The organism is Pseudomonas sp. MYb193, from assembly GCF_002966775.1.
GTDB lineage: Bacteria > Pseudomonadota > Gammaproteobacteria > Pseudomonadales > Pseudomonadaceae > Aquipseudomonas > Aquipseudomonas paracarnis.
The window spans coordinates 2,416,868-2,437,883 of record NZ_CP023269.1 but is presented as its reverse complement, the minus strand read 5'-3'; the positions used below and the strand labels follow the sequence as shown (position 1 = coordinate 2,437,883).

Sequence of the window (21,016 nt, the reverse complement as noted above, 5' to 3'; positions counted from 1 at the left end):
CCCTCTTCCAGGAGCTGTCCCCATGCCCGCCGCCAAACTGTTAAGCGAACTCAAATCCCTGGGCGTCGAGCTCTGGCCCCAGGATGGCCAACTCAAATTCCGTGCGCCCCAGGGCCTGCTCAATGCCGAGCGCCTGGCGCAACTGCGTGAGCACAAGCAACAGATCCTGCACCTGCTGCTAACCCAGGAGCGGCCCGAGGTCGTGGCCGACCCGGCACAGCGCCACGCGCCTTTCCCGCTTACCGACGTACAGAACGCCTACCTGCTCGGGCGCCAGTCTTCGTTCGGCTACGGCAATGTCGCCTGCCACGGTTACCTGGAACTGAGCTGGCCGAGCCTCGACCCGCAGCAGGTGGAACAGGCGTGGAACCACCTGATCGCCCGGCATGACATGCTGCGCGCGGTGATCGCCAGCGAAGGCTCCCAGCGCGTGCTGGCCGAGGTCGCGCATTACCCGCTGGCCGTCACAGACCTGCGCGGCGCCACCCGCCAGCAGCACCAACACGGCGTACAACAGATTCGCCAGTCCATGGAGCAGAAGCTCTACCCGACCGAGGCCTGGCCACTGTTCGAGTTGCGCCTGAGTCGCAGCGACAGTGGTGACACCCTGCACTTTTCCATGGACTCGCTGATCGCCGACTGGGCCAGCGCGCAATTGCTGTTCAATGAGCTGGAGCAGTTGTTGCACGATCCAGAAGCCCGCTTGCCCACCCTGGACATCAGCTTTCGCGACTACCTGCTGGCCGAACGCGGCCTGCTCGAAGGCAGCCGCCACCAACGCGACCGCGACTACTGGCTGGCGCGCATCGACGAACTGCCCGCCGCACCGCAACTGCCGGCGCCCCTGAGCGGCGAAGACACCCGTGTACCGCGCTTTCAACGCCACTCGGCGCAACTCGACGCGTCGCAATGGGCCGCCCTGAAAAGAGCCGCCAGCGCCCTCGGTCTCACCCCTTCCATCGTGGTGCTCAGCACCTATGCCGGCACCTTGCAGCGCTGGAGCCAGCAACCCGCCTTCAGCCTCAACCTGACCCTGCTCAACCGCTTGCCCCTGCATCCGCAGGTGGGCCAGTTGGTGGGGGACTTCACCTCGGTCAGCCTGTTGCAGGTCAACGATCCCCAAGGCCAGGACTTCACCAGCCAGGCACGCCAACTGGGCAATCAATTGTTCGCCGACCTGGAGCATCGGCTGTTTTCCGGCATTCAAGTGATGCGTGAAATCGGCCGGCGTCGCGGCCGGGAAGCTGCCGCCATGCCGGTGGTGTTCACCAGTGCCATTGGCCTGGGGATCGAACCGCCGGCCAGCAGTCAGCGCCGGGTCGGCCACGGCATCACCCAGACACCCCAGGTCACCCTCGACTGCCAAGTGATGGACGACGCCCAGGGCCTGCACATTCACTGGGACGTGCGCCAAGGCGTGTTCCCAGACGGCCTCATCGAGGACATGCAACAAGCCTTCGTTGCCCAACTGCGATTGTTAGCCCTTGACCCGGCTGCCTGGGACCACCCCATGCACGTGCCGCTGCCGGCCTGGCAACAGCGTGAGCGTCTCGCCGCCAATGCCAGCGCCGCCCCGCTGCCCACCGGCCGCTTGCATGATGGCCTGCTGGCCATGGCGTGGGAACGGCCGCAGGCGCTGGCGGTGGTCGATGCCCACGGCAGCCTGACCTACGCCGCCTTGATGGAGCGCGCCCTGGCGGTGGCCGCGGCCTTGCATGCCGCCGGTTGCCGTGCCCAGGAACCGGTCGCAATCCTCATGCCCAAGGGCCGCGACCAAGTGATAGCGGCCTACGGTGTGCTACTGGCTGGCGCTGCCTACCTGCCCCTGGACAGCAACGCCCCGGCCGCACGCCGCGACCGCGTGCTGCACAGCGCCCAGGTTCGGCATGTGCTCGGCTGTTCCCAGGCGCTGCCCCAAGTGCCTTTACCCGACGGTCTGGCTTGGCATGCCATCGACCAATTGGCCCCAGCCATACAGGACTTCCCGGCACCCGACGGCAGCCCCGACGACCTTGCCTATGTGATCTACACCTCCGGCTCCACCGGGGAGCCCAAAGGGGTGATGATCAGCCACCGCGCCGCCCTCAATACCGTGCTGGACATCAACCGGCGCTTCGAGGTCAGCGCAACTGACCGCGTGCTGGGCCTGGCGCAACTGAGTTTCGACTTGTCGGTGTATGACCTGTTCGGCCCGCTTGCGGTCGGCGGCACCCTGGTGCTACCCGACCCGGCACGCGGCGCCGACCCGTCGCACTGGGCCGAGCTGGTGCAGCGCCATCAAGTGACGCTGTGGAATTCGGTACCGGCGCAGCTGCAGATGCTGACCCACTACCTGCAGGCCGAGCCACGGCCTTTGGACAGCCTGCGCCTGGCGCTGCTGTCGGGGGACTGGATCCCATTGAACCTGCCGCCCCAACTGCAAGCGTTGTTGCCAAGCCTGGCCCTGGTGGCCTTGGGTGGCGCCACCGAAGCCTCGATCTGGTCGAACCTGCACCCCATCGGCGCGATTGACCCGGCGTGGCGCAGCATTCCCTACGGCCTGCCGCTGGCCAACCAGGGTTTTCGCGTGCTGGACAGCCAATGGCGCGATGCGCCCACCTGGGTGCCGGGTGACCTGTATATCACCGGCGTCGGCCTGGCCCAGGGTTACCTGGGCGATCCAGCATTGAGCAACGCCCGGTTTTTCGCCCACCCGCTCGACGGCCAGCGGCTGTATCGCACCGGTGACCGGGGCCGCTACTTGCCGGGGGGGGAACTGGAGTTCCTCGGCCGTGAAGACGGCCAGGTCAAGATCCGTGGCCATCGTGTGGAGCTGGGCGAAATCGACGCCGCGTTGCTCGCCACGCCAGGCGTAGACAGTGCCGTCAGCCTGCTCAACGGCGAGCTGCTGGCCTTCGTCACCGCCGCGCGTGTCGAACCCGAACCGCTGCCGGGCGCGCCGTTGCTGAGCGCGGTGCAGCGTTACGCCGACACCCAGGTCGGCAGCTTCGATGCGCAGCAGGTACGCGACTATCAGGCCGACCTCAACGCCGCGGCATTGAGTTCCATGCTGGAGGTGATGCGCAAGGCCAAGCTATTTGGTGGTGCGTTGGCCGAGCCGGATACGGCCGCCATCCTGCAGGCCCTGCAAGCGCAACCCCGCCATCATTGGCTGGTACGCCGCTGGTTAGCGGCCTTGTGTGACGCGGGCCTGTTGCAACGCGAACAGTCCCGCTATCGCCTGCTGCACAGCGGGCCGACCCCGGCGCTGGCCTGGGGCCGGGTGGAACAGGCGGTCGCATGTGGGTTATGCAGCCAGGCGCTGCTCGACTACCAGCTCGACCATGTGCGGCAACTGCCACAACTGCTGCGTGGCGAGGTCAACCCGTTCGACCTGTTGTTCCCCCAGGGCCAGCAAGACCTGGCGTTGCAGCTGTACGGCGGGGATGCCGTCTCGCGCTACAACAACCACAGCATCGCCGCGTTGATCAACCGCCTCGCCACCCACCATGAGGGCGACGGCCCGCTGCGCATCCTGGAGATCGGCGCGGGCACCGGGGCCACCAGCGCCCCGGTGATCAGCCTGCTTGATGGCCTGGAAGTGGATTACCTGTTCACCGACATGACCGCCTTCTTCCTGCCGGCGGCCAAGCAACGCTTTGCCGACCACCCCTGGGTACGTTACGGCGTGCTGGACATTGACCAGGCCATTCGCCCACAGGGCTTGGCCAGCAACAGCGTGGACATCGTGCTGTGCGCGGGCATGCTCAACAGCGTCAAGGACATCGACAACGCCCTCGACCAGATCAGCGAATTGCTCAGCCCCGGTGGCTGGCTGGTGTTCAGCGAACCGACCGGTGAGTGGCCCGCCATCTTGCTGACCCAGGGCTTTATGATGACCCCGGTGGGCGGTGACCATGACCAGGGCCGCAGCGGCTTGCGCAGCGCCGAGACCTGGCAGGCACGGGTGCAGGCACTCGGCGGCGAAACTCTGCCAGCCCTGCCCGACGCCGACCACCCGCTGGCGGCTCTCGGCATGCAGGTGTTCGCCGCACGCTTGAAGGCCGGTTTCCAGCGTTTGAGCGTTGAGCACCTGCGCCGCGCCCTGGCGCAGCGCCTGCCGGACTACATGCTGCCGGCACACCTGCAAGTGCTCGACCGCCTGCCCCTGACCGCCAACGGCAAGGTCGACCGCCAGACCCTGGCCCTCTGGCGCCCCGCGGTGGATGCCCAGGCCGAAAGCAGCCAGGACGCGCCCAGCGACCCGCTCACCGCCGAGCTGTGCCGGGTGTGGGCCGAGGCCCTGGGCCTGGCGCAAATCGGCGCGGACGACAGCTTCTACGAGAAAGGCGCCGATTCGCTGATCCTCGCCCGCGTCGCCGGCCAGTTGCGCGAACAACTGCCCCAGGCCCACAGCCTGAGCTACGACACGCTACTGCGACAAATGCTCAACGAGCCGAATGTGCGGGCCCTGGCGCGCCTGCTCAACCACGGCCAAAGCACACCTGCCGCTGCGGCGCCTGACCAAGCGCAGCGCGCGCCCCACAGTAACGCCCTGGTAGTGCCGTTCGGCGGTGGCGAGAGCGGCCCGGTGCGGGTGATGTTCCATGCTGCCCTGGGCACGTTGGACTATTTCCATCACCTGGGCCGTGCACTGGCGGCTCAACAGGCCGGCCCGGTGATTGGCTTTGCGGTGGCCGACACCGCGCAATACTTGGCGCTGGAACCCAAGCGCCTGATCGAAAGGGTGGCCCAGGACTATGCCGATCGCTTGATCGCCGACGGCCATCAACGCTTCCAGTTGATCGGCTACTGCCTGGGTGGCCTGCTCGCCACCGAAGTTGCCCGGCGCCTGCTGGAGCGTGGCATGGAGGTGGTAAACCTGAGCCTGATCGACAGTATCCCGATGTTTATCGACACCGACGAAGAGCTGGCCTATGAGGCGATCTTCGTGCCCAACCTCAACCTGGACCCGGTGAAAACCGTGTTCGGCGCGCATATCGAAGACTACGACGTGTACCGCGCCATCGACCTGCTGATGGCCCGCGACAACCGCCGCGTACCCGCTGGTGCCATGGCCGCCCTGAGCGGCGATCCCGGCCTGGAGGCGCTGGCGCTGGCGGTGCAGCAACAGTCGGCACGCAGCCAGGAGGAGCGCCTGGCCGAGTACGCACGCCTGGCGTCTGGCCAGGCCGGCGTGCCCATCGGCCCCGAGCTGGTACCGACGCTGTTTCGCGTGTGCCGCCACAGCATGCGGGCGGCGCGGTTCGACCCGCCGCCGTTCCTCGGCAACATGACCTACTTGCGCTGCCTGGAGCAGCAATCGTTCGGTATCACCGGCGGCGTGGGGCACCTGGCGGCACCGTTCTGGGAAGACGCGTGCCTGGGTCAATTCACCCTGATCGACGTGCCCGGCAACCATTTCAGCGTGATCGAACCACCCCACGTGAACACCGTCACTGCCCACCTGCTTGAGGCCCTAGGGAAAAACTCATGACCACCGCCCTGGACACCCTCAAACGCCCGGTCAACCGCCTGATTCGCCTCGGTGTGGTGTTCGCCGCGATGGGCGCGCTGGTCAACCTGGTGCCCTTTATCGGCCTCACCGAACTGGGCCGCTTGCTGCTCGCCGGCAACGCCGACAGCCCCACGCTGTGGCGGTGGGCGGCCCTGGTAGTCATCGCCCTGAGCCTGGGGTGGATGGCCAGCGGCGTGGCGCTGTGGCTGACCCACCTGGCCGACCATCGCCTGCAATCGAGCTTGCGCGAAGCCATGGTGCGCAAGCTCGGCCGCGTGCCGTTGGGGTGGTACACCGACACTACCTCGGGCGCGGTGCGCAAGGTAGTGCAGGACGACCTTGAAGACCTGCACCACCTGGTCGCCCACCACGCGGTAGAACTCACCGCCGCCATTGTCACGCCGCTGGCGGGGCTGGTATGGCTGGCCACGTTGAACTGGCGCCTGGCGCTGCTGGCGGTGCTGACATTGCCGATCTATGCGGTGGCCTACGACCTGATGATGCGCGGCTTCGGCGCCAAGATGCGGTTGCTCGACAAGAGCATGACGCGGGTCAGCGCAGCGATTGTCGAGTTTGTCCACGGCATTGCCGTGGTCAAGGCGTTCGGCCAGGTGGGTCAGGCCCATCGCAGCTATCAACAGGCGGTCAATCAGTTCAGCACCCAGTACGCCGGTTGGGTCAAGCCGCTGCTGCGCCTGGAGGCGTTTTCGTCGATGGCCCTGAGCGTGCCAGTGATTCTGCTGATCAGCCTGGGGGTGGGCAGCGTGATGCTGGCCCAGGGCTGGATCACACCGTTGCAACTGTTCGCCGAAACTCTGGTGGCGGTGGTGATCCCGCAGTCACTGCTGGTGATCAACCAAAGCCTCACCGCGCAACGAACTGCCCTGGCGGCGGCCGACCGTATCGAAGCGCTGCTGGAGGTCGAAGAACTGCCCACGCCCAAGGTGAGCAGCCCCCCCCAGGGCAGCGACATAAGCTTTGAACAAGTGCAGTTCGGCTATGACCCCGCGCACCTGATCCTCAAGGGCGTCGACCTGCACTGCCCAGCCGGCAGCGTGACGGCGCTGGTGGGGGCTTCCGGTGCGGGCAAGTCAACCCTGGCCAAGCTGGTGCCGCGTTTTCACGACGTGAACGCCGGGCGAGTCTGCGTGGGCGGTGTGGATGTGCGCGAGATCGACCCGCGCCAGCTCTATCAGCACGTAGGGTTCGTGTTGCAGGACGCGCAACTGGTGCACGGTACCGTCGCCGACAACCTGCGCCTGGGCCGCCCCGAGGCCAGCGATGCCGAGGTCGAGGCGGCAGCGCGGTCGGCGCAGATTCATTCGCGCATTCAGGCACTGCCCCGGGGTTATCAGTCGGTGATCGGCGAGGACGCGATTTTTTCCGGCGGCGAGGCCCAGCGCCTGTCCATCGCCCGCACGCTATTGGCCGACACGCCGGTGCTGATCCTCGATGAAGCCACCTCCCACGCCGACCCCGAGTCCGAAGCCTTGATCCAGGATGCCTTGTCCGCCCTCGCTCGGGGCCGCACGGTGCTGGTGATCGCACACCGCCTGGCCAGTATCTGCGGCGTCGACCAGATCGTGGTGCTCGACCAGGGTCGCGTCATTGAAAGCGGGCGCCATGAACAGCTGCTGCAGGCCAACGGTGCCTACGCCCGGCTGTGGCGCGCCAGCGCCGAAACCACCGCCCCCGACCTGGAGATGTCCTTGTGATCCGCAGCCTCGTGACTTTATTGGGCCCGGCCCATGCCGCACGCTTGTACCGCTACCTGGCCTGGCTGGTGACCAGTGCCGTGCTGCAAGGGGTAGCCGTCGCGTTTCTGGTGCCGATCCTGCACGCGCTGTTTGCCGGTGACCTGCGCAGTGCCTGCCTATGGCTCGCCGGCCTGGCGGCGATGGCGGTGCTGACCTGCATTGCCCATTACCAGCAGGCCATGAAAGGCTTTGCGCTGGCCCTGGTGGTGTTGACCACCTTGCACGAGCGTCTTGGCCAGCACCTGGTGACCCTGCCCCTGGGCTGGTTCAACTCGGAAAAGGTCGGGCGCCTGTCGCGCAGCGCCACCAGCGGCACGCTGATGGTCACCGGCTTGTTTGCTCACTACCTGGGGCCAGTGGTGTCAGGTGTGGTGGTGCCGGCTACGGTGGCGTTGACCCTGTTCGTGTTTGACTGGCGCCTGGGCGTGACCGCGGTACTGTGCGCGCCGCTGATCTACTTTGCCCATCACTGGTCTGCGGTCGCCATCGGCAGCAACGATGCGCAGGTAGAGGCCGCCGCGACGCTGGCGGGTAACCGCGTGGTGGAGTTTGCTCGCTACCAGCAAGTGCTGCGCGCTTTCGGTCGCACCCAGGAGGGGTACGCACCTTTGCAGGCTGCCAACCTGGCGCAGAAACACGCCGGCGGCTCGATGCTGTCCCAGACCTTCCCGAAACTGCTGGCCGGTGGCTTGACGGTGCAACTGGCGTTTGCGCTGCTGGTGGGCGTGGGCATCGCCCTGGCCAGCCACGGCGAAATCGACGCCATCCAGTTGGTCGCCCTGCTCGCGCTGGCGGCGCGGTTTGTCGGGCCATTGGCCGAAGCGGCTGCGCGCAGCGGCTTGTTGCGCATGGCGGGCAACGACCTGGAACAACTGGTGAGTATCCTGCGCGAGCCGCCGTTGCCAGAGCCCGCCGTCAGCCAGCCCTTGACGGCGCCTGGCAGCCTGGCCTTCGACCAGGTCAGTTTCGCTTACCCCAGCGGGCCCAAGGTATTGCACCGCCTGTCGTTCAACGCCCCGGCCCACACGATGACCGCAATCGTCGGCGCCTCGGGCTCCGGCAAGACCACCGTCACGCGTTTGCTGATGCGTTTTTTCGATGCCAGCGAGGGCAGCGTCAAGGTGGGTGGCGTGGACGTTCGTGAACTGTCCAACGCAGCGCTGATGGCCCAGCTATCCCTGGTGATGCAGGACGTCTACCTGTTCGACGACAGCCTTGAGGCCAACATCCGCGTCGGCAGCCCCGACGCCAGCGCCGAACAAGTCGCCGAAGCGGCACGGCTGGCCGGCGTCGATGAAATCGTCGCGCGCTTGCCCCAGGGTTGGAACACCTCCGTGGGGGAAGGCGGTGCGGCGTTATCCGGCGGCGAACGCCAACGCGTGTCCCTGGCCCGCGCCTTGCTCAAGCGGGCGCCCATCGTGCTGCTGGATGAAGCCACAGCGGCCCTCGACCCGCACAACGAAGCCTTCGTGCAAGCGGCCATTGGCAGCCTGATGCAAAGTGCCACGGTGCTGGTGATCGCCCATCGCCTGCCAACCATCATGGCCGCCGACCAGATCCTGGTGTTGGATGAAGGATGCCTGGTGGAGTCTGGCACCCATGCCCAATTATTGGCCCGAGGCGGTCGCTACGCCGGGTTCTGGCATGACCGTCAGCGTGCCGGTGGCTGGCGCTTGAACGCCGAGGCCCAGCCATGCTGATCGGGGTGTTGGGCGCCAGTGGCGACGTGGGCCTGGCCAGTGCCCAGGCGTTGTTGACCCTGGGGATGAGCGATCTGCGCCTGGGCGGGCGCGATGCCGTCAAGGGCGCACACTGCATGCACCTGCTCCTGCAGCAATGGCCACAAGCGCGCCTGCAGTGGGCCTCGGTAGACTTCAACGACGCAAAAGCCATGGCTGCATTCGCCCGTGGCTGCGACGTGCTGCTCAACTGCGCGGGCCCATCCTGGCAGCTACAAGACCGTGCCGCCCACGCAGCGCTGCGGGCCGATGCTCATTACGTCGATGCCGCCGCCCCTGAGCAACTTGACCCGGCCCACTGGCGTGGCCGTTGCGCGGTGCTGGGCGCCGGCTTGCAACCGGGGCTTACCGGCCTGCTGCCGCGCTGGCTGGCCGAGCAAGGGTTTAGCCAAGTGCAGCGCCTCACCAGCTATTTCGGTTTGCGCGATCACTTCACTCGTGTGGCCGCCGATGACTTTTTGCAAGGCGCAGTGGATGGCAGCAGCGAACCGCTGGCAGCCTGGGAGCACGGCCGGCGTCATCGCGCCTTGCGCCGGCAACGCGACGTGTCGGTGCCCTGCTTTCCCGGCCGGGTTCACCTGCTGCCGTACCTCAACCTTGAGGGCGAACGCCTGGCCATGGACCTCAACCTGGACGCCGGCCAATGGTTCAACGTGATCGCCGACGGCCACGTTCTCAAAGCCCTCGACCAGGCCCATGGTTTGCCACGGGCCGACGCCGTGCAGCGGTTGTGCGAAGCCAGCCGGCTCGACCTCAGCGGCCAGGCGCCCTTCGTCACCCTGCTGCTGCAACTCGATGGAATGCACCACAACCAGGCCCTGACCCGCAGCCTGGTGCTCAGCGGTGCGGGCAATGCAGCGCTGACCGCCGCCATGGCAGCGGCCACGGTCATCAGCGTGGTGGAAGGTGAAATCCGCGCCGGCTGCCATGCCGCCGCCCAGGTCCTGCCGCCCGCCGCCAGCCTTGAACGCCTGCTGCGCACCTCGGCGATTCAGGCCCTGAACCTGCTGCACAGCCCGCTCGATCAACTGCATACCGCCGACGAAGGTTGCCTATGAACACGGCGTTGAACGAGCTGGAACAGCTGAGCCTGGGCGTGATGGCCCAGGTGTTGCTGCACACCCAAGCATTGCCGCTACAGGTATGGCGCAACGCCGAACAGGTCAACCAGGCGCTGGGCACAGCGGCACGGCATGCCTGGGTGGTACGGCGTTGGCTGGTGGCGTTGGGCGGTGCGGGCCTGCTGCGCGAAGCCGGTGAACGGGTGGCCTGGCGCACGCCGCCACCTGACCCGCAGCTCGGTGAATTGCCACGCCTGTATGGCGCGCTGGGCTTTCCCGCCAGCATGGCGCGCCTGCACACCCAAGTCATCGAGTGCCTGCCCGACCTGCTGCGTGATCAGTTCACCCTCACCCACTTGCTGATGCTCGGCGGCGACCCGGTAAAGGTATTGAGCGCCTACCAGCACAACCACTTCACCGCAACGATCAATCAAGCCCTGGCTGATCGCGCGCGGCAAATCAGCGCCGCTGATGGGCAGCTTAGGGTGCTGGAACTGGGTGGTGGCGCCGGCGGCACCACCGACGCAGTGCTGGCGGCGCTGCAAGCGTGCGAAAAGGACTATCGCTTCACCGACATCAGCTCGCTGTTTACCGGCGCCGCGCACCGCCAGTTTCGCCTTGAGACGGGCATGCAGTTCGGCCTGCTCGACCTCAATCGCAGCTTCAGCGGCCAGGGCATATTGCCAGGCACCCAGGACCTGGTGATCGCTGGCAATGCGCTGCACAACGCCCGCGACCTGCCTTACAGCCTTGGACAGATCCGCAGCAGCCTTCGAGACGGCGGCGCCTTGCTGTTCAGCGAATCCATCGCCGACAACCCGGCGATGCTGACCTTCATGCACCTGTTGCTGTCGCCCGCCGCCGATGCGCCGTTGCGCCCCCACGATGAAGCCTTCATGGCCGCCGATGCCTGGGACCTGGCCTTGCAGGCCACAGGTTTTGAGTTGCTTGAGGTATGGCCCCGCGCGTGCGACCCGCTCGCCGCCGCGGGGCAACGCTTGTTTCATGCCATAGGAGTTTGAGGATGAATGTCGATACCTTGCTCATCGACCTGCCCGCCGGAGCGCATCCCTGGCGTCTGCCGACCTTGACCGACCTGGGCGCGCATCAACAGGCACCGGCACGTTTGCTGGCGGTGCTTGAACGCCAGCGCCCGGCGGTGGTAGTGATGAGCGCCGAGCAGTTGGAGCGCCTGCTGGACTTTCCCGCCCTGGCCTTGAGTGATCTGAGCCATCTGGAGCAGTTGGTGTTCGTCAGCGAGCGCCCCGGCGACTGGCAACTGGCCGAACGCGCCGCAGCCCAGCTGGATTGCCACGTGCAGGGTTTCACCGAAGAGGGACGCGACCTGGCCGACCTCAAGCGTGAGCAACAGCGCTGGTGTGAGCGGGCCCTGGGGCACCCTCAGGTGAGTGCAGTTGCGCTGCACGGCCAGACCCTGTTCGCCGTGCCCCAGCGTTGTGAAGCGACTGCGGTGGACGATCATCTCGACGCAACCGAGGCAGCTGTCAATCAGCAGTTCAGCGTCACGCAATTGAACCAGGCCGTGCAGTTGAACCAACGCTTGAGCCACGCGGCCTTGCTGTCGATGCTTAACGGCCTGGAGCAATGCGGCTTGCTGCCGGCGCCGCTCAATGATGTGGCCCAAAGCCTGGCCAATGCCGGCATCGCTCCTGGTCACCGGCCCTTGATCGCACGCTGGCTGGACGTGTTGCACACCCAGCAACTGCTGCAGCGCAAGGGCGATCACCTGTATCCCAGCCTCGACGCCAGCGCCTGGAGCACCGCCACGTTGGACGACCTTTGGGCACAGTTGAGCCTGGACTGGGCACAAAACACTGGCGGCAGCACCACCCTTGACTATGCACGGGACAATGCCCGCCAGTTGCCAGCGCTGATGCGCGGCGAGTGCGCCGCCGTGCACCTGCTGTTTCCCCAAGGCCGCACCGATCGCGCAACGGCGCTGTACCGCGAAAGCCTGGCGGCGCAATACCAGCATCGCAGTGTGGCGCATTGGGTGGGGGCCTGGGCAGCGCGCCAACCCACCGATGCGCCGTTGCGGGTGCTGGAGGTCGGCGCCGGCACCGGCTCCACCACCCAGGCGGTGTTGCCGGCCCTGGCCAATGTAGCGGTGGACTACCTGTGCACCGACGTGTCGCGCTACTTCAGCGAACAGGCCGCCGAGCGCCTGCACGCCTGGCCATGGGTGCGCCACGGCGTGTTCGATATCGACCGCCCTGCCCTGGCCCAGGGTTATCACACCCAAAACTGGGACTTGATTGTCGCCGGCGGTGTACTCAATGCCGCCCGCGACACCGAGCGCTCCCTGGCCATTCTACTGACCTTGCTCAGGCCGGGCGGCTGGCTGGTGTTCAGCGAGCCGACCCAGGAGGAATTCTGGGTGATGGCGTCCCAGGCCTTCATGCTCAACCAGGCCAGCGATGAACGTGCACTCAGCAGCTGCACCTTCCTGGACCTCAACCAGTGGCAAGGCGCCCTGGCCCGTGCCGGCTTCCAGGGCAACCGCAGCCTGCCCGCCGCCCATCACCCGTTGGCGCGCCTGGGCCATCGCGTCTTCGTCGCCCAAGTGCCCGAGCAACGCCTGAGCCGTGCCGCGCTGGCGGCCCACCTGGAACACCCCGACCTGCAGCTTGAACTGCTCGACCGTCTGCCCGACCTGCCTACCGCCAAGGACTTGCCATGACCCCGCTGGCCTACCCCTTCAACGCCTTCACCGACCTGGCGCTGGCTGAGCCTTATCGCCATGCCCAGCAAGCGCCCGGCCTGCTGCGTATCCAGATGCCCATTGGCGCGCCCGCCTGGCTCGCCACCCGCTATGACGATGTGCGCCTGGTGCTGGGCGACCGGCGTTTCAGCCGCAGCGAGGCGTTTCGCCGTGACGATGCACCGCGGGCGTTCCCACGCATCGCCGGTGGCATTGTGATGATGGACCCGCCGCAGCTGACCCGCATTCGCTCCCGGGCTGCCCAGGCGTTTACCCGGCGCCGCGTCGAAGCCTTGCGCCCCCATGCGCGGGCCTATGCCCACCAGTTGATCGACCGCATGCTCGCCGCCGGCCCGCCGGCCGACTTGGTCAATGACTTTGCCTTGCCGCTGCCCCTGGCGTTGATTTGCCAATTGCTGGGCGTACCGCTGCACGATCGCGAACGTTTCAAACAGTGGAACGACTCGCTGCTGTCGACCCGCCCCGAAGACGCGGCCCTGACGCAACAGCACTTGGGCGAACTCGCGGTGTATATCAAGGGCCTGGTCGCCGAGCGCCGCCGCCACCCCCAGGACGACTTCATGACCGCCCTGGCCCAGGCCGACGAACAAGGCGAGTGTCTGAGCGAGGAACAGCTGCTGCTGTTGTGCATCGCCATCCTGGTCGCCGGCTACGAAGGCAGCGCCTCGCAAATTCCCAACTTCATCCTCGTGCTGCTGGACAACCCGCAGCAATGGCAACAGCTCAAGGCCCACCCCGAGCAGATCCCCCAGGCGGTGGAAGAGCTTTTGCGCTATATCCCGCTGGCCTCGGCGGCAATGTTTGTGCATTACGCCCTGCAAGACATTCAGGTGGGTGAAACCCTGGTGCGTCAAGGCGAGGCGGTATTCGCTTCAATCGGCGCGGCCAACCATGACCCGGCGCGCTTTGCCAACCCACAGGTCCTGGACCTGCAACGCGATACCCAAGGCCATTTCGGTTTCGGCCACGGCCTGCATCATTGCATCGGCGCGGCGCTGGCGCGGGTGGAGTTGCAGGAGGCGTTGCAGGCGCTGGTGCAACGCCTGCCCAGCTTGAAACGCTGCGGGGCAGTACAGTGGAAAACCGCGACCTTTTTTCGCGGTGCCCACTGCCTGCCGGTGACCTGGTCATGAGCCGCCCACGTCAACGCGTGATCGTTGCGGGCACCGCGTTTGGGCGCATTTACCTGCAAGCCCTGGCCCGGGCCCATGAGCGTTATGAGCTGGTGGGAATCCTGTCGCGCGGCAATGCCTACTCCCAGGCCTGCGCCGACCACTACGGCGTGCCACTGTACGAGGCCGTGGAACAGGTGCCGGACACCGTCGATATCGCCTGTGTGGTGGTGCGCTCCGGCGCGACCGGTGGCGCCGGCAGCGAACTGGCCCAGCAGTTGCTGCGCCGTGGCATCCATGTGTTGCAGGAACACCCGGTGCATCACCGCGAAATCGCCGCCTGCATGCAGGCGGCGCGCCAGGGCCAGGCGGCCTACGCGGTGAATACGCTGTACCCCAATATCCTCGCGATCCGGCGCTTTCTCGCGGTGGCCGACTACCTGCGCGAGCAACACGGGCTGGCCTATATCGACGCGGCCTGTAACAGCCAGGTGGCCTACCCCTTGCTCGACATTCTCGGGCGCCTGGCCGGTGGCCTGCGGCCTTGGGCATTTGCAGCACCCGCCGCCAGCGTCGGCGCACACCCCTTCACGCAGTTGAGCGCCAGTTTCAATGGCGTGCCCATCAGTCTGCGCGTGCAGAACCAAGTGCATCCCCAGGACCCGGACAACCATTCGTTTTTGATGCATCGCCTGGAAGTGGGCTGTGAAGCCGGCGTACTGAGCCTCTGCGATACCCACGGCCCGGTGCTGTGGAATCCGCGCCTGCATGCGCCACGGGACAGCACCGACCGCCTGATCATGGCGGGCACCGGCAGCGAACGACTGGCCGGGCCGACCATGGTGGTGCTCGACCCACAGATACCTGCCAGCTATCACCAGGTGTTCAACCAGGTGTGGCCAGATGCGGTCTGCCTCGCCCTGGACGCGTTGTGCGCCGACATCGAAACCTCCGCCCGACGCCTGCGCAGCGGCGTGTGGGCCACCGAGGTGTCGATGGCCTGGCGCGAAATGAACAGCCTGATCGGCATGCCCCAGTTGATTGAGCCGCCTGTTCCCCAGGCATTGCCGCTGGCCGAGTTGCACCGCCGCGCCGAGGCCATGCAACCCCCTGGCGCTGACCCCAGCGCTCAACTCTTGGGAGCCCTGCCCTTTTGAATACTGCCCAATTCCGTTCCTCCTGCAGCCACGTATTGCTGTGGGTACGCGACCTGCATCAGGCCGTGGCGAGTTTTCGCGCCGCCGGGTTCGAAGTCACCTACGCCACCGCCGAGGCCCGCGCCCAGCACGCGCACATTTGGTTCAGCCACGGGCCGATCATCGAGTTGCTCACCACGCCGCGCCACGCCTGGCTGTTCAAATGGCCCATCGACTGGCTGGCCGGGCGTGGTGCCGGGCGGCGCATGTTGCGCTGGGCCGCCCATGGCGAAGGCTTCTGTGACCTGGCGTTGCTGTGCGATGACGCAGCCCTGGCGCCGCGCCTGAAGGGCCTGGCGGCCAGCGGCGTGGCCATGGGCCGCGTGGTGAACTGGCAACGCACCTGTGCAGACGGCAGCCAGACGCGCTTTCGTTTTGTCTACCCGCGCCACGAGCGCCTGCCTTTTCTGGTGACGCCCTACACGCCCACGCAGCATCCGGCGCGGCTGATCCATCCCAACGGCGCCACTGGCCTGGCGGCCATTCACCTTGGCGTGAACCCCGCCGACCACACCGCCCTAAACCTGCTCGCGGGCGACGACCCTATGTTGCACCTGCAACCGGCCACCCACACCGGCGTCCAGGCGGTGCAGGTCGCCGGCCTGGCGCAACCACTGACCCTGCACGGCGCCCAATTGCTCGGCTGCCCGACTGCCCAAGGAGATCGCCATGCTTGATGGATGCACTGACTGGCCCGAAGATTTTATCCGCCGCTACCGCGAGCAAGGCTACTGGCAAGGCGTGCCCCTGGGCCAACTGCTGCGCGAGCAAGCCCAACGCACACCACAACGTGAAGCCCTGGTCGACGGCAACCGACGCTGGCGCTACGCCGAACTGGACCAACACGCCGACCGCCTGGCCGCTGGCCTCGCTGAGCGCGGGCTGGTCGCCGGCCAGCGGGTGCTGGTGCAACTGCCCAATATCGCTGAGTTTTTCAGCCTGACCTTCGCCCTGCTGCGCCTGGGAGTGATCCCGGTGTTTGCGCTACCAGCCCATCGCGAGCACGAATTGGCCCACCTGGCCCATCTGAGCCAGGCGGTGGCCTATGTGATTGTCGATCAGCACCTGGGCTTCGATTACCGGCCACTGGCGCGCACCCTGGTTGAACAGGTGCCGAGCCTGCAACAGGTGTGGGTGGTGGGCGCGGCCGAGGAGTTCGTGGCCCTTGCCGATTGTGTCGCCACACCCCGCGAGTTTACCGCGCCAGACGCCCGGGACGTCGCAGTACTGCTGTTGTCGGGCGGCACCACCGGCCTGCCCAAGCTGATCCCGCGTACCCACGACGACTACGCCTGCAACGCCCGGCTGGCGGCCCGCGCTTGTGGCTTCGACGACCACACCCGTTACCTGGCGGCGCTACCGGTGGCGCATAACTTCCCCTTGGCTTCCCCGGGCGCACTCGGCGTATTCAGTGTCGGGGGCACCTTGGTGCTGGCGCCGGAGCCGAGCCCGGACACCGCCTTCGAGCTGATTGAACGCGAACGTGTCACCCACACTGCGTTGATCCCACCCCTGGTGTTGCTGTGGCTGGAAGTGGCGCAATGGTCCGACAACGACCTCAGCAGCTTGCAATGGCTGCAAGTCGGCGGCGCGCGTCTCAAGGCGGAGATCGCCGCACGCATCGGCCCCGCCCTGGGCTGTGGCCTGCAACAGGTGTACGGCATGGCAGAGGGCTTGCTGTGTTTTACCCGGTTGGATGACCCGCAGAGGCTGGTCTTCGAAACCCAGGGCCTGCCACTGGCCGCTGCCGATGAGATCCGTATCGTCGATGCCGATGATGTAGCGGTCGCGCCCGGCGCCGTGGGAGAACTGCTGGTGCGCGGGCCCTACACCATTCGGGGCTACTACAACGCCGCCGAGCACAACCAGCGAGCGTTTACTGCCGATGGCTTTTATCGCAGCGGCGACCTGGTACGGCGCCTGCCCGAAGGGCATTTGGTTGTAGAAGGGCGCAGCAAGGATGTGATCAACCGCGGCGGCGAGAAGATCCCCGTGGAAGAGATCGAGAACCTGCTGCTGGGCCACCCGCTGATCCGCGATGTGGCGCTGGTGGCCCTGGCCGATGAGTTGCTGGGTGAACGTAGTTGCGCCTGCGTACTGGCCCACGACGAACAAATTGACCTGGCTTCGATCAACGCCTGGCTGCGAGAACGTGGGTTGGCCGCCTACAAGTTGCCGGACCGCTTGCAGGTGCTGCGCGAGTTTCCGCTGACACGCCTGGGCAAGGTCAACCGCAAGGCACTGGCGGAACAGGTGTTGGCATCATGAGCCGGTGGCTGCGCGTTTTGCGGGAGGGCCCGCAGCCCCGCGCACGCTGGGTGTGCCTGCCCCACGCCGGTGGCAGTGCGAGCTTCTACCGGCCGTGGCTGGCGCACCTGCCAGGGGATATCGACCTGCTGGCGGTGCAATACCCCGGCCGTGAAGAGCGCTTCAACGAGGCGCATGTGCCGTGCCTGGAGACCCTCGCCGAGCACATCAGCCAGGCGTTGCTGGCCTTGTCTGCGCGGCCCCTGCTGCTGTTTGGCCACAGCATGGGCGCGGCGCTGGCCTATGCCGTGGGCGTACACCTGGAAGCGGCCGCTGCCGGCCCGGCCCATGTGTTTGTCTCAGGCCATGCGCCGCCCCACCGGCAACCGCCCAGCGATCTGCACCGCCAGGACGACAGTGCACTGATCGCCGACATCCTGCGCCAGGACGCGCAGGCCGCCGACCTGTGGGCCAACCCGCAGTTGCGTGCGGTGTTCTTGCCCACGCTGCGCAGCGATTACCAGGCCATCGAAACCTGGCGCCCTGCACACCTGCCGCCCCTGGCGGCGCCGCTGGATGTGCTGCTGGCCCGCGATGACGCCGAAGTCAGCCTGGAACAGGCCCGCGCCTGGGCCGACCTGAGCGGCCATCTCCCGGATATCCGCCTGTTCGACGGCGACCACTTTTACCTCAAGCATCAGCCGCGACCGGTGATCGACCACCTGTTGCAACGCACCGCCTACCTTCAGGGAGACACATGATGAAAACCCCGGAACACTGCACCGGCCTTGCTGATATTCGCCACGCCATCGACAGCCTCGACCAACAGATCATCGACGCCCTGGGCCTGCGCATGCAGTACGTCAAGGCCGCCTCTGCATTCAAACCCGACCAGGCCAGCATCGCCGCCCCGGAGCGCGTCGCGGCGATGCTACCGCTGCGTCGGCAATGGGCGCAGGACGTCGGGCTGGATGGGGAGTTTATCGAAAGCCTGTTCAACCAGATCATCCATTGGTACATCGCCGAGCAGACCGCCTTCTGGCTGCAAAAAAAGAGCAAGGCCGTATGAACGCGGACGATTTGCTCAAAGTGTTCCAGGCCGCGCACCAACGAGCGGTGGCGTACCAACGGCCGGTGATTGCCGTCAGCGCATGCGCCGCGCCGACGCTCGCGCCCTTGGCGCTGTATCAAGCCCATCGGCAAGGTTTCTTCTGGTGCGCGCATTCGCCCGACCTGAGCCTGTTCGGCCTGGGCTGTACTTGGCAGATCGAAGCCAACGGGTCCCAACGCATGGCCGAGGTGGATCGCCAATGGTTCGCACTCTGCGCCGATGCGCTGGTACAAGGGCCACATGCGCCCTTGCTGCTGGGCGGCATGCGCTTCGATGACCAGCGACCCAGTGCCCCCCATTGGGCGCCCTTTGCCGACGCCAGTTTTCACCTCGCCCACTGGTTGCTCAGCGAGGACGCCAGCGGGCGCTGGCTGCGTTGCCAGCGCGTGATCGAGCCGGGCAGCGACCCCGCCGCACTGGCCCAGCAAAGCCTGGCCGCCTATGAACATCTGCTCAACCCCACCCACAACCCGGCAGCCACACCCACGGTGCTGGGCCGTAGCGCCTTGCCCCAATATCAATGGCAGGCCAAGGTCGAGACCGCACTGGACGCCATCGCCCAGGGTGAATTGAACAAAGTGGTGCTGGCGCGACATATCGACCACCGCCTGGACGCGGCCCTCGACACCGGCGCGGTGATGGGCCGCCTGTACGCACGCCGTAACGCCTCGCACCTGTTCGCGATCCACCGTGGCGACCATTGCTTCATGGGCGCCACCCCCGAGCGTTTGCTCAGCTGCGCGTCGGGCCACCTGAGCACCCACGCCCTGGCAGGCAGCACCCGCCGTGGGCTCAAGCCGAATGAGGACCAAGCGCTGGGTGAACGCCTATTGGCCGACCCGAAAGAGCAGCATGAGCATCAACTGGTGGTGCAGACCATCACCCAGGCGCTGCACGACAAGGTCAGCGACCTGCAGGCCGCATCCAGCCCCAGCCTCCTCAAACTGGCCACCGTGCAGCACTTGAGCACGCCGATCAGCGCCCGACTCAACGTGGGCAAGCGCCTGCTGGACGGTATCCAGGCCCTGCATCCCACGCCCGCCGTTGGCGGCCTGCCCAAGGCATCGGCTCTGGCGTTCATCCGCGAACATGAGGGTTTTGATCGTGGCTGGTACGCAGCGCCAGTGGGCTGGCTGGACGCCCAGGGCAATGGCGACTTCCTCGTGGCCCTGCGGTCGGCGCTGATCACCCCAAGGCATTGCCACGCGTTCGCCGGCTGCGGCATTGTCGAGGGCTCGCTGCCGGCCAATGAATACGAGGAAACACAGATCAAGCTGGCGAGTATGCAGCAGGCCTTGCAACTGGCCTGCCCTGCTGATACTGACGGGGCGTACAGCCAAATTCGCGGCGAAACACCGTATGCAGATACTGCGCAGAGGTGAAGCCGCAGCGTGCGGCAATGTCGGCGATAGCAAGGCTGTGGTTTTCCAGGCCTTTGGCGGCAGCGGCGAGTTTGAAGCGCAAAATCTCATCATGCACGCTGCAGCCACGCGCCTTGCGAAAATGCGCTTCCAGGGACGAGCGGGAAACACCGACATAAGCCGCGACCTGATCGGTCTTGATACCCTGGCAGGCGTACTGGCGGATAAACAACAAGGCCTGCATCACGTAAGGGTTGCCCAGGGGTTGATGCAGGCTGGAGGCCTGCACGTTGATGGCGTCCGGCGGCACCAGCACCTGCGTGCCCGTGCAGGGTTTGCCATGCAGCATCTGATGCAACAATGCCGCAGCGGTACGGCCCATGGTCTCCGTGCCCTGGATCACCGAGCTGAGCGGCACCCGCGTGAGGGTACGGGTCAGCGGGTCGTTGTCGATGCCGATCAACGCCACCTCCTCCGGCACCGCAATGCCCGCCGTCAGGCAGGCTTGCAGCAACTGCCGGGCGCGGGCATCCGTCACCGCGATAATGCCGATAGGCTTGGGCAAGCTGTGCAGCCAGGCAATCTGCTGCTCCACCGCGCTGTCCCACAACGGCGCACTGGTGCCCAGCCCGCGATACACCTCTACCTGCAAGCCATCACGCTGCATCAAGCGGCGAAAAGCTTTCTCACGCTCCTGGGCCCACCGATTGGCCTGGGCCTCGGGCAAGCTGAAACAGGCAAACCGCGTCAACCCCGCCTCCACCAGATGCTCGTAGGCCAACTTCATCAGGGCATGGTTATCGGTGGCCACATAGGGAATGCCCTTCGGGTACTTGCCCACGTCCTCATAAGACCCACCCACCGCCACCACCGGAAGCCGACTGCCGGCCAGCGCCTCGCCAATCAGCGGGTCATCGAAGTCAGCAATGATCCCATCGCCCTGCCAACGCTCGATACCGCGCAGGCGACAGAGGAAGTCCTCTTCCAGGAACAGGTCCCAGGATGCACGGGTGCTGCTCAGGTAATTGCCGATGCCGGCGATGATGCCGCGGTCGTAGATTTTGCTGCCGTTGAACAGCAAGGCGATGCGGTGAACGGGCGGTAGGGTTTTCATTGTTTTTGTCCTGGGGCCGGTCGGTGCAGATTAGGCGGGTAGGCCGGGGTTCTCAATCAATAGATGAGTGAACGGGTA

The 21,016-nt window shown here is 66.3% G+C and carries 14 protein-coding genes; 13 read left to right on the top strand and 1 reads right to left on the bottom strand.

Translation table 11 applies throughout. The annotated features are described in order from the left end of the window. The first annotated feature begins 22 nt into the window (after window positions 1-22). From CLM72_RS11465 to CLM72_RS11405, 13 genes are read left to right on the top strand one after another with little or no spacing between them, the layout of a single operon-like run. Window positions 23-5,476 carry a non-ribosomal peptide synthetase gene (locus CLM72_RS11465; RefSeq protein ID WP_105226508.1) on the top strand — a complete coding sequence of 1,818 codons (5,454 nt, stop codon included), beginning with the start codon at window positions 23-25 and terminating at the stop codon, window positions 5,474-5,476. Then, complete coding sequence (locus CLM72_RS11460) at window positions 5,473-7,212, top strand: ABC transporter ATP-binding protein (RefSeq protein ID WP_105226507.1); 1,740 nt, start codon at window positions 5,473-5,475, stop codon at window positions 7,210-7,212. Before CLM72_RS11465 ends, CLM72_RS11460 begins: the two co-directional genes overlap by 4 nt. Continuing rightward, entirely contained in the window at window positions 7,209-8,954 is a 1,746-nt protein-coding gene (locus CLM72_RS11455; RefSeq protein WP_105226506.1) for an ABC transporter ATP-binding protein, read from the top strand. The genes CLM72_RS11460 and CLM72_RS11455 overlap by 4 nt, the downstream gene beginning before the upstream one ends. Next, window positions 8,948-10,051, top strand: a complete 1,104-nt coding sequence (locus CLM72_RS11450) for a saccharopine dehydrogenase NADP-binding domain-containing protein (protein ID WP_105226505.1) — start codon at window positions 8,948-8,950, stop codon at window positions 10,049-10,051. Before CLM72_RS11455 ends, CLM72_RS11450 begins: the two co-directional genes overlap by 7 nt. Further along, the gene (locus CLM72_RS11445; protein ID WP_105226504.1) at window positions 10,048-11,076 is read left to right on the top strand and encodes a class I SAM-dependent methyltransferase; all 1,029 of its coding nucleotides are present in this window, start codon (window positions 10,048-10,050) and stop codon (window positions 11,074-11,076) included. The genes CLM72_RS11450 and CLM72_RS11445 overlap by 4 nt, the downstream gene beginning before the upstream one ends. Before the next feature lie 2 nt (window positions 11,077-11,078). Beyond that, complete coding sequence (locus CLM72_RS11440; RefSeq protein ID WP_105226503.1) at window positions 11,079-12,755, top strand: class I SAM-dependent methyltransferase; 1,677 nt, start codon at window positions 11,079-11,081, stop codon at window positions 12,753-12,755. Beyond that, on the top strand, window positions 12,752-13,930 hold the full coding sequence (locus tag CLM72_RS11435) for a cytochrome P450 (RefSeq protein ID WP_105226502.1): 1,179 nt from the start codon (window positions 12,752-12,754) through the stop codon (window positions 13,928-13,930). Before CLM72_RS11440 ends, CLM72_RS11435 begins: the two co-directional genes overlap by 4 nt. Continuing rightward, on the top strand, window positions 13,927-15,066 hold the full coding sequence (locus CLM72_RS11430) for a Gfo/Idh/MocA family oxidoreductase (RefSeq protein WP_105226501.1): 1,140 nt from the start codon (window positions 13,927-13,929) through the stop codon (window positions 15,064-15,066). The genes CLM72_RS11435 and CLM72_RS11430 overlap by 4 nt, the downstream gene beginning before the upstream one ends. Next, complete coding sequence (locus CLM72_RS11425; protein ID WP_105226500.1) at window positions 15,063-15,782, top strand: VOC family protein; 720 nt, start codon at window positions 15,063-15,065, stop codon at window positions 15,780-15,782. The genes CLM72_RS11430 and CLM72_RS11425 overlap by 4 nt, the downstream gene beginning before the upstream one ends. Next, a complete protein-coding gene (locus CLM72_RS11420) occupies window positions 15,775-17,373 on the top strand; it encodes a (2,3-dihydroxybenzoyl)adenylate synthase (protein ID WP_105226499.1) in 1,599 nt (532 codons plus the stop codon). Before CLM72_RS11425 ends, CLM72_RS11420 begins: the two co-directional genes overlap by 8 nt. Continuing rightward, the gene (locus tag CLM72_RS11415; protein WP_105226498.1) at window positions 17,370-18,113 is read left to right on the top strand and encodes a thioesterase II family protein; all 744 of its coding nucleotides are present in this window, start codon (window positions 17,370-17,372) and stop codon (window positions 18,111-18,113) included. The genes CLM72_RS11420 and CLM72_RS11415 overlap by 4 nt, the downstream gene beginning before the upstream one ends. After that, complete coding sequence (locus CLM72_RS11410) at window positions 18,113-18,421, top strand: isochorismate lyase (protein ID WP_073525513.1); 309 nt, start codon at window positions 18,113-18,115, stop codon at window positions 18,419-18,421. Before CLM72_RS11415 ends, CLM72_RS11410 begins: the two co-directional genes overlap by 1 nt. Beyond that, the gene (locus CLM72_RS11405; RefSeq protein ID WP_105226497.1) at window positions 18,418-19,845 is read left to right on the top strand and encodes an isochorismate synthase; all 1,428 of its coding nucleotides are present in this window, start codon (window positions 18,418-18,420) and stop codon (window positions 19,843-19,845) included. Before CLM72_RS11410 ends, CLM72_RS11405 begins: the two co-directional genes overlap by 4 nt. Here the strand turns inward: CLM72_RS11405 and CLM72_RS11400 are convergent. Further along, window positions 19,733-20,938 carry a XylR family transcriptional regulator gene (locus CLM72_RS11400; RefSeq protein WP_105226496.1) on the bottom strand — a complete coding sequence of 402 codons (1,206 nt, stop codon included), beginning with the start codon at window positions 20,936-20,938 and terminating at the stop codon, window positions 19,733-19,735. The genes CLM72_RS11405 and CLM72_RS11400 overlap by 113 nt on opposite strands. Window positions 20,939-21,016 lie beyond the last annotated feature (78 nt).

Excerpts from the sequence above, each read along its gene's own strand:
- CLM72_RS11465 (WP_105226508.1), top strand. The coding sequence starts at position 23 with ATGCCCGCCGCCAAACTGTTAAGCGAACTCAAATCCCTGGGCGTCGAG.
- CLM72_RS11415 (WP_105226498.1), top strand. The coding sequence starts at position 17,370 with ATGAGCCGGTGGCTGCGCGTTTTGCGGGAGGGCCCGCAGCCCCGCGCA.
- CLM72_RS11450 (WP_105226505.1), top strand. The coding sequence starts at position 8,948 with ATGCTGATCGGGGTGTTGGGCGCCAGTGGCGACGTGGGCCTGGCCAGT.
- CLM72_RS11405 (WP_105226497.1), top strand. The coding sequence starts at position 18,418 with ATGAACGCGGACGATTTGCTCAAAGTGTTCCAGGCCGCGCACCAACGA.
- CLM72_RS11460 (WP_105226507.1), top strand. The coding sequence starts at position 5,473 with ATGACCACCGCCCTGGACACCCTCAAACGCCCGGTCAACCGCCTGATT.
- CLM72_RS11435 (WP_105226502.1), top strand. The coding sequence starts at position 12,752 with ATGACCCCGCTGGCCTACCCCTTCAACGCCTTCACCGACCTGGCGCTG.
- CLM72_RS11430 (WP_105226501.1), top strand. The coding sequence starts at position 13,927 with ATGAGCCGCCCACGTCAACGCGTGATCGTTGCGGGCACCGCGTTTGGG.
- CLM72_RS11420 (WP_105226499.1), top strand. The coding sequence starts at position 15,775 with ATGCTTGATGGATGCACTGACTGGCCCGAAGATTTTATCCGCCGCTAC.
- CLM72_RS11410 (WP_073525513.1), top strand. The coding sequence starts at position 18,113 with ATGAAAACCCCGGAACACTGCACCGGCCTTGCTGATATTCGCCACGCC.
- CLM72_RS11445 (WP_105226504.1), top strand. The coding sequence starts at position 10,048 with ATGAACACGGCGTTGAACGAGCTGGAACAGCTGAGCCTGGGCGTGATG.
- CLM72_RS11400 (WP_105226496.1), bottom strand. The coding sequence starts at position 20,938 with ATGAAAACCCTACCGCCCGTTCACCGCATCGCCTTGCTGTTCAACGGC.
- CLM72_RS11440 (WP_105226503.1), top strand. The coding sequence starts at position 11,079 with ATGAATGTCGATACCTTGCTCATCGACCTGCCCGCCGGAGCGCATCCC.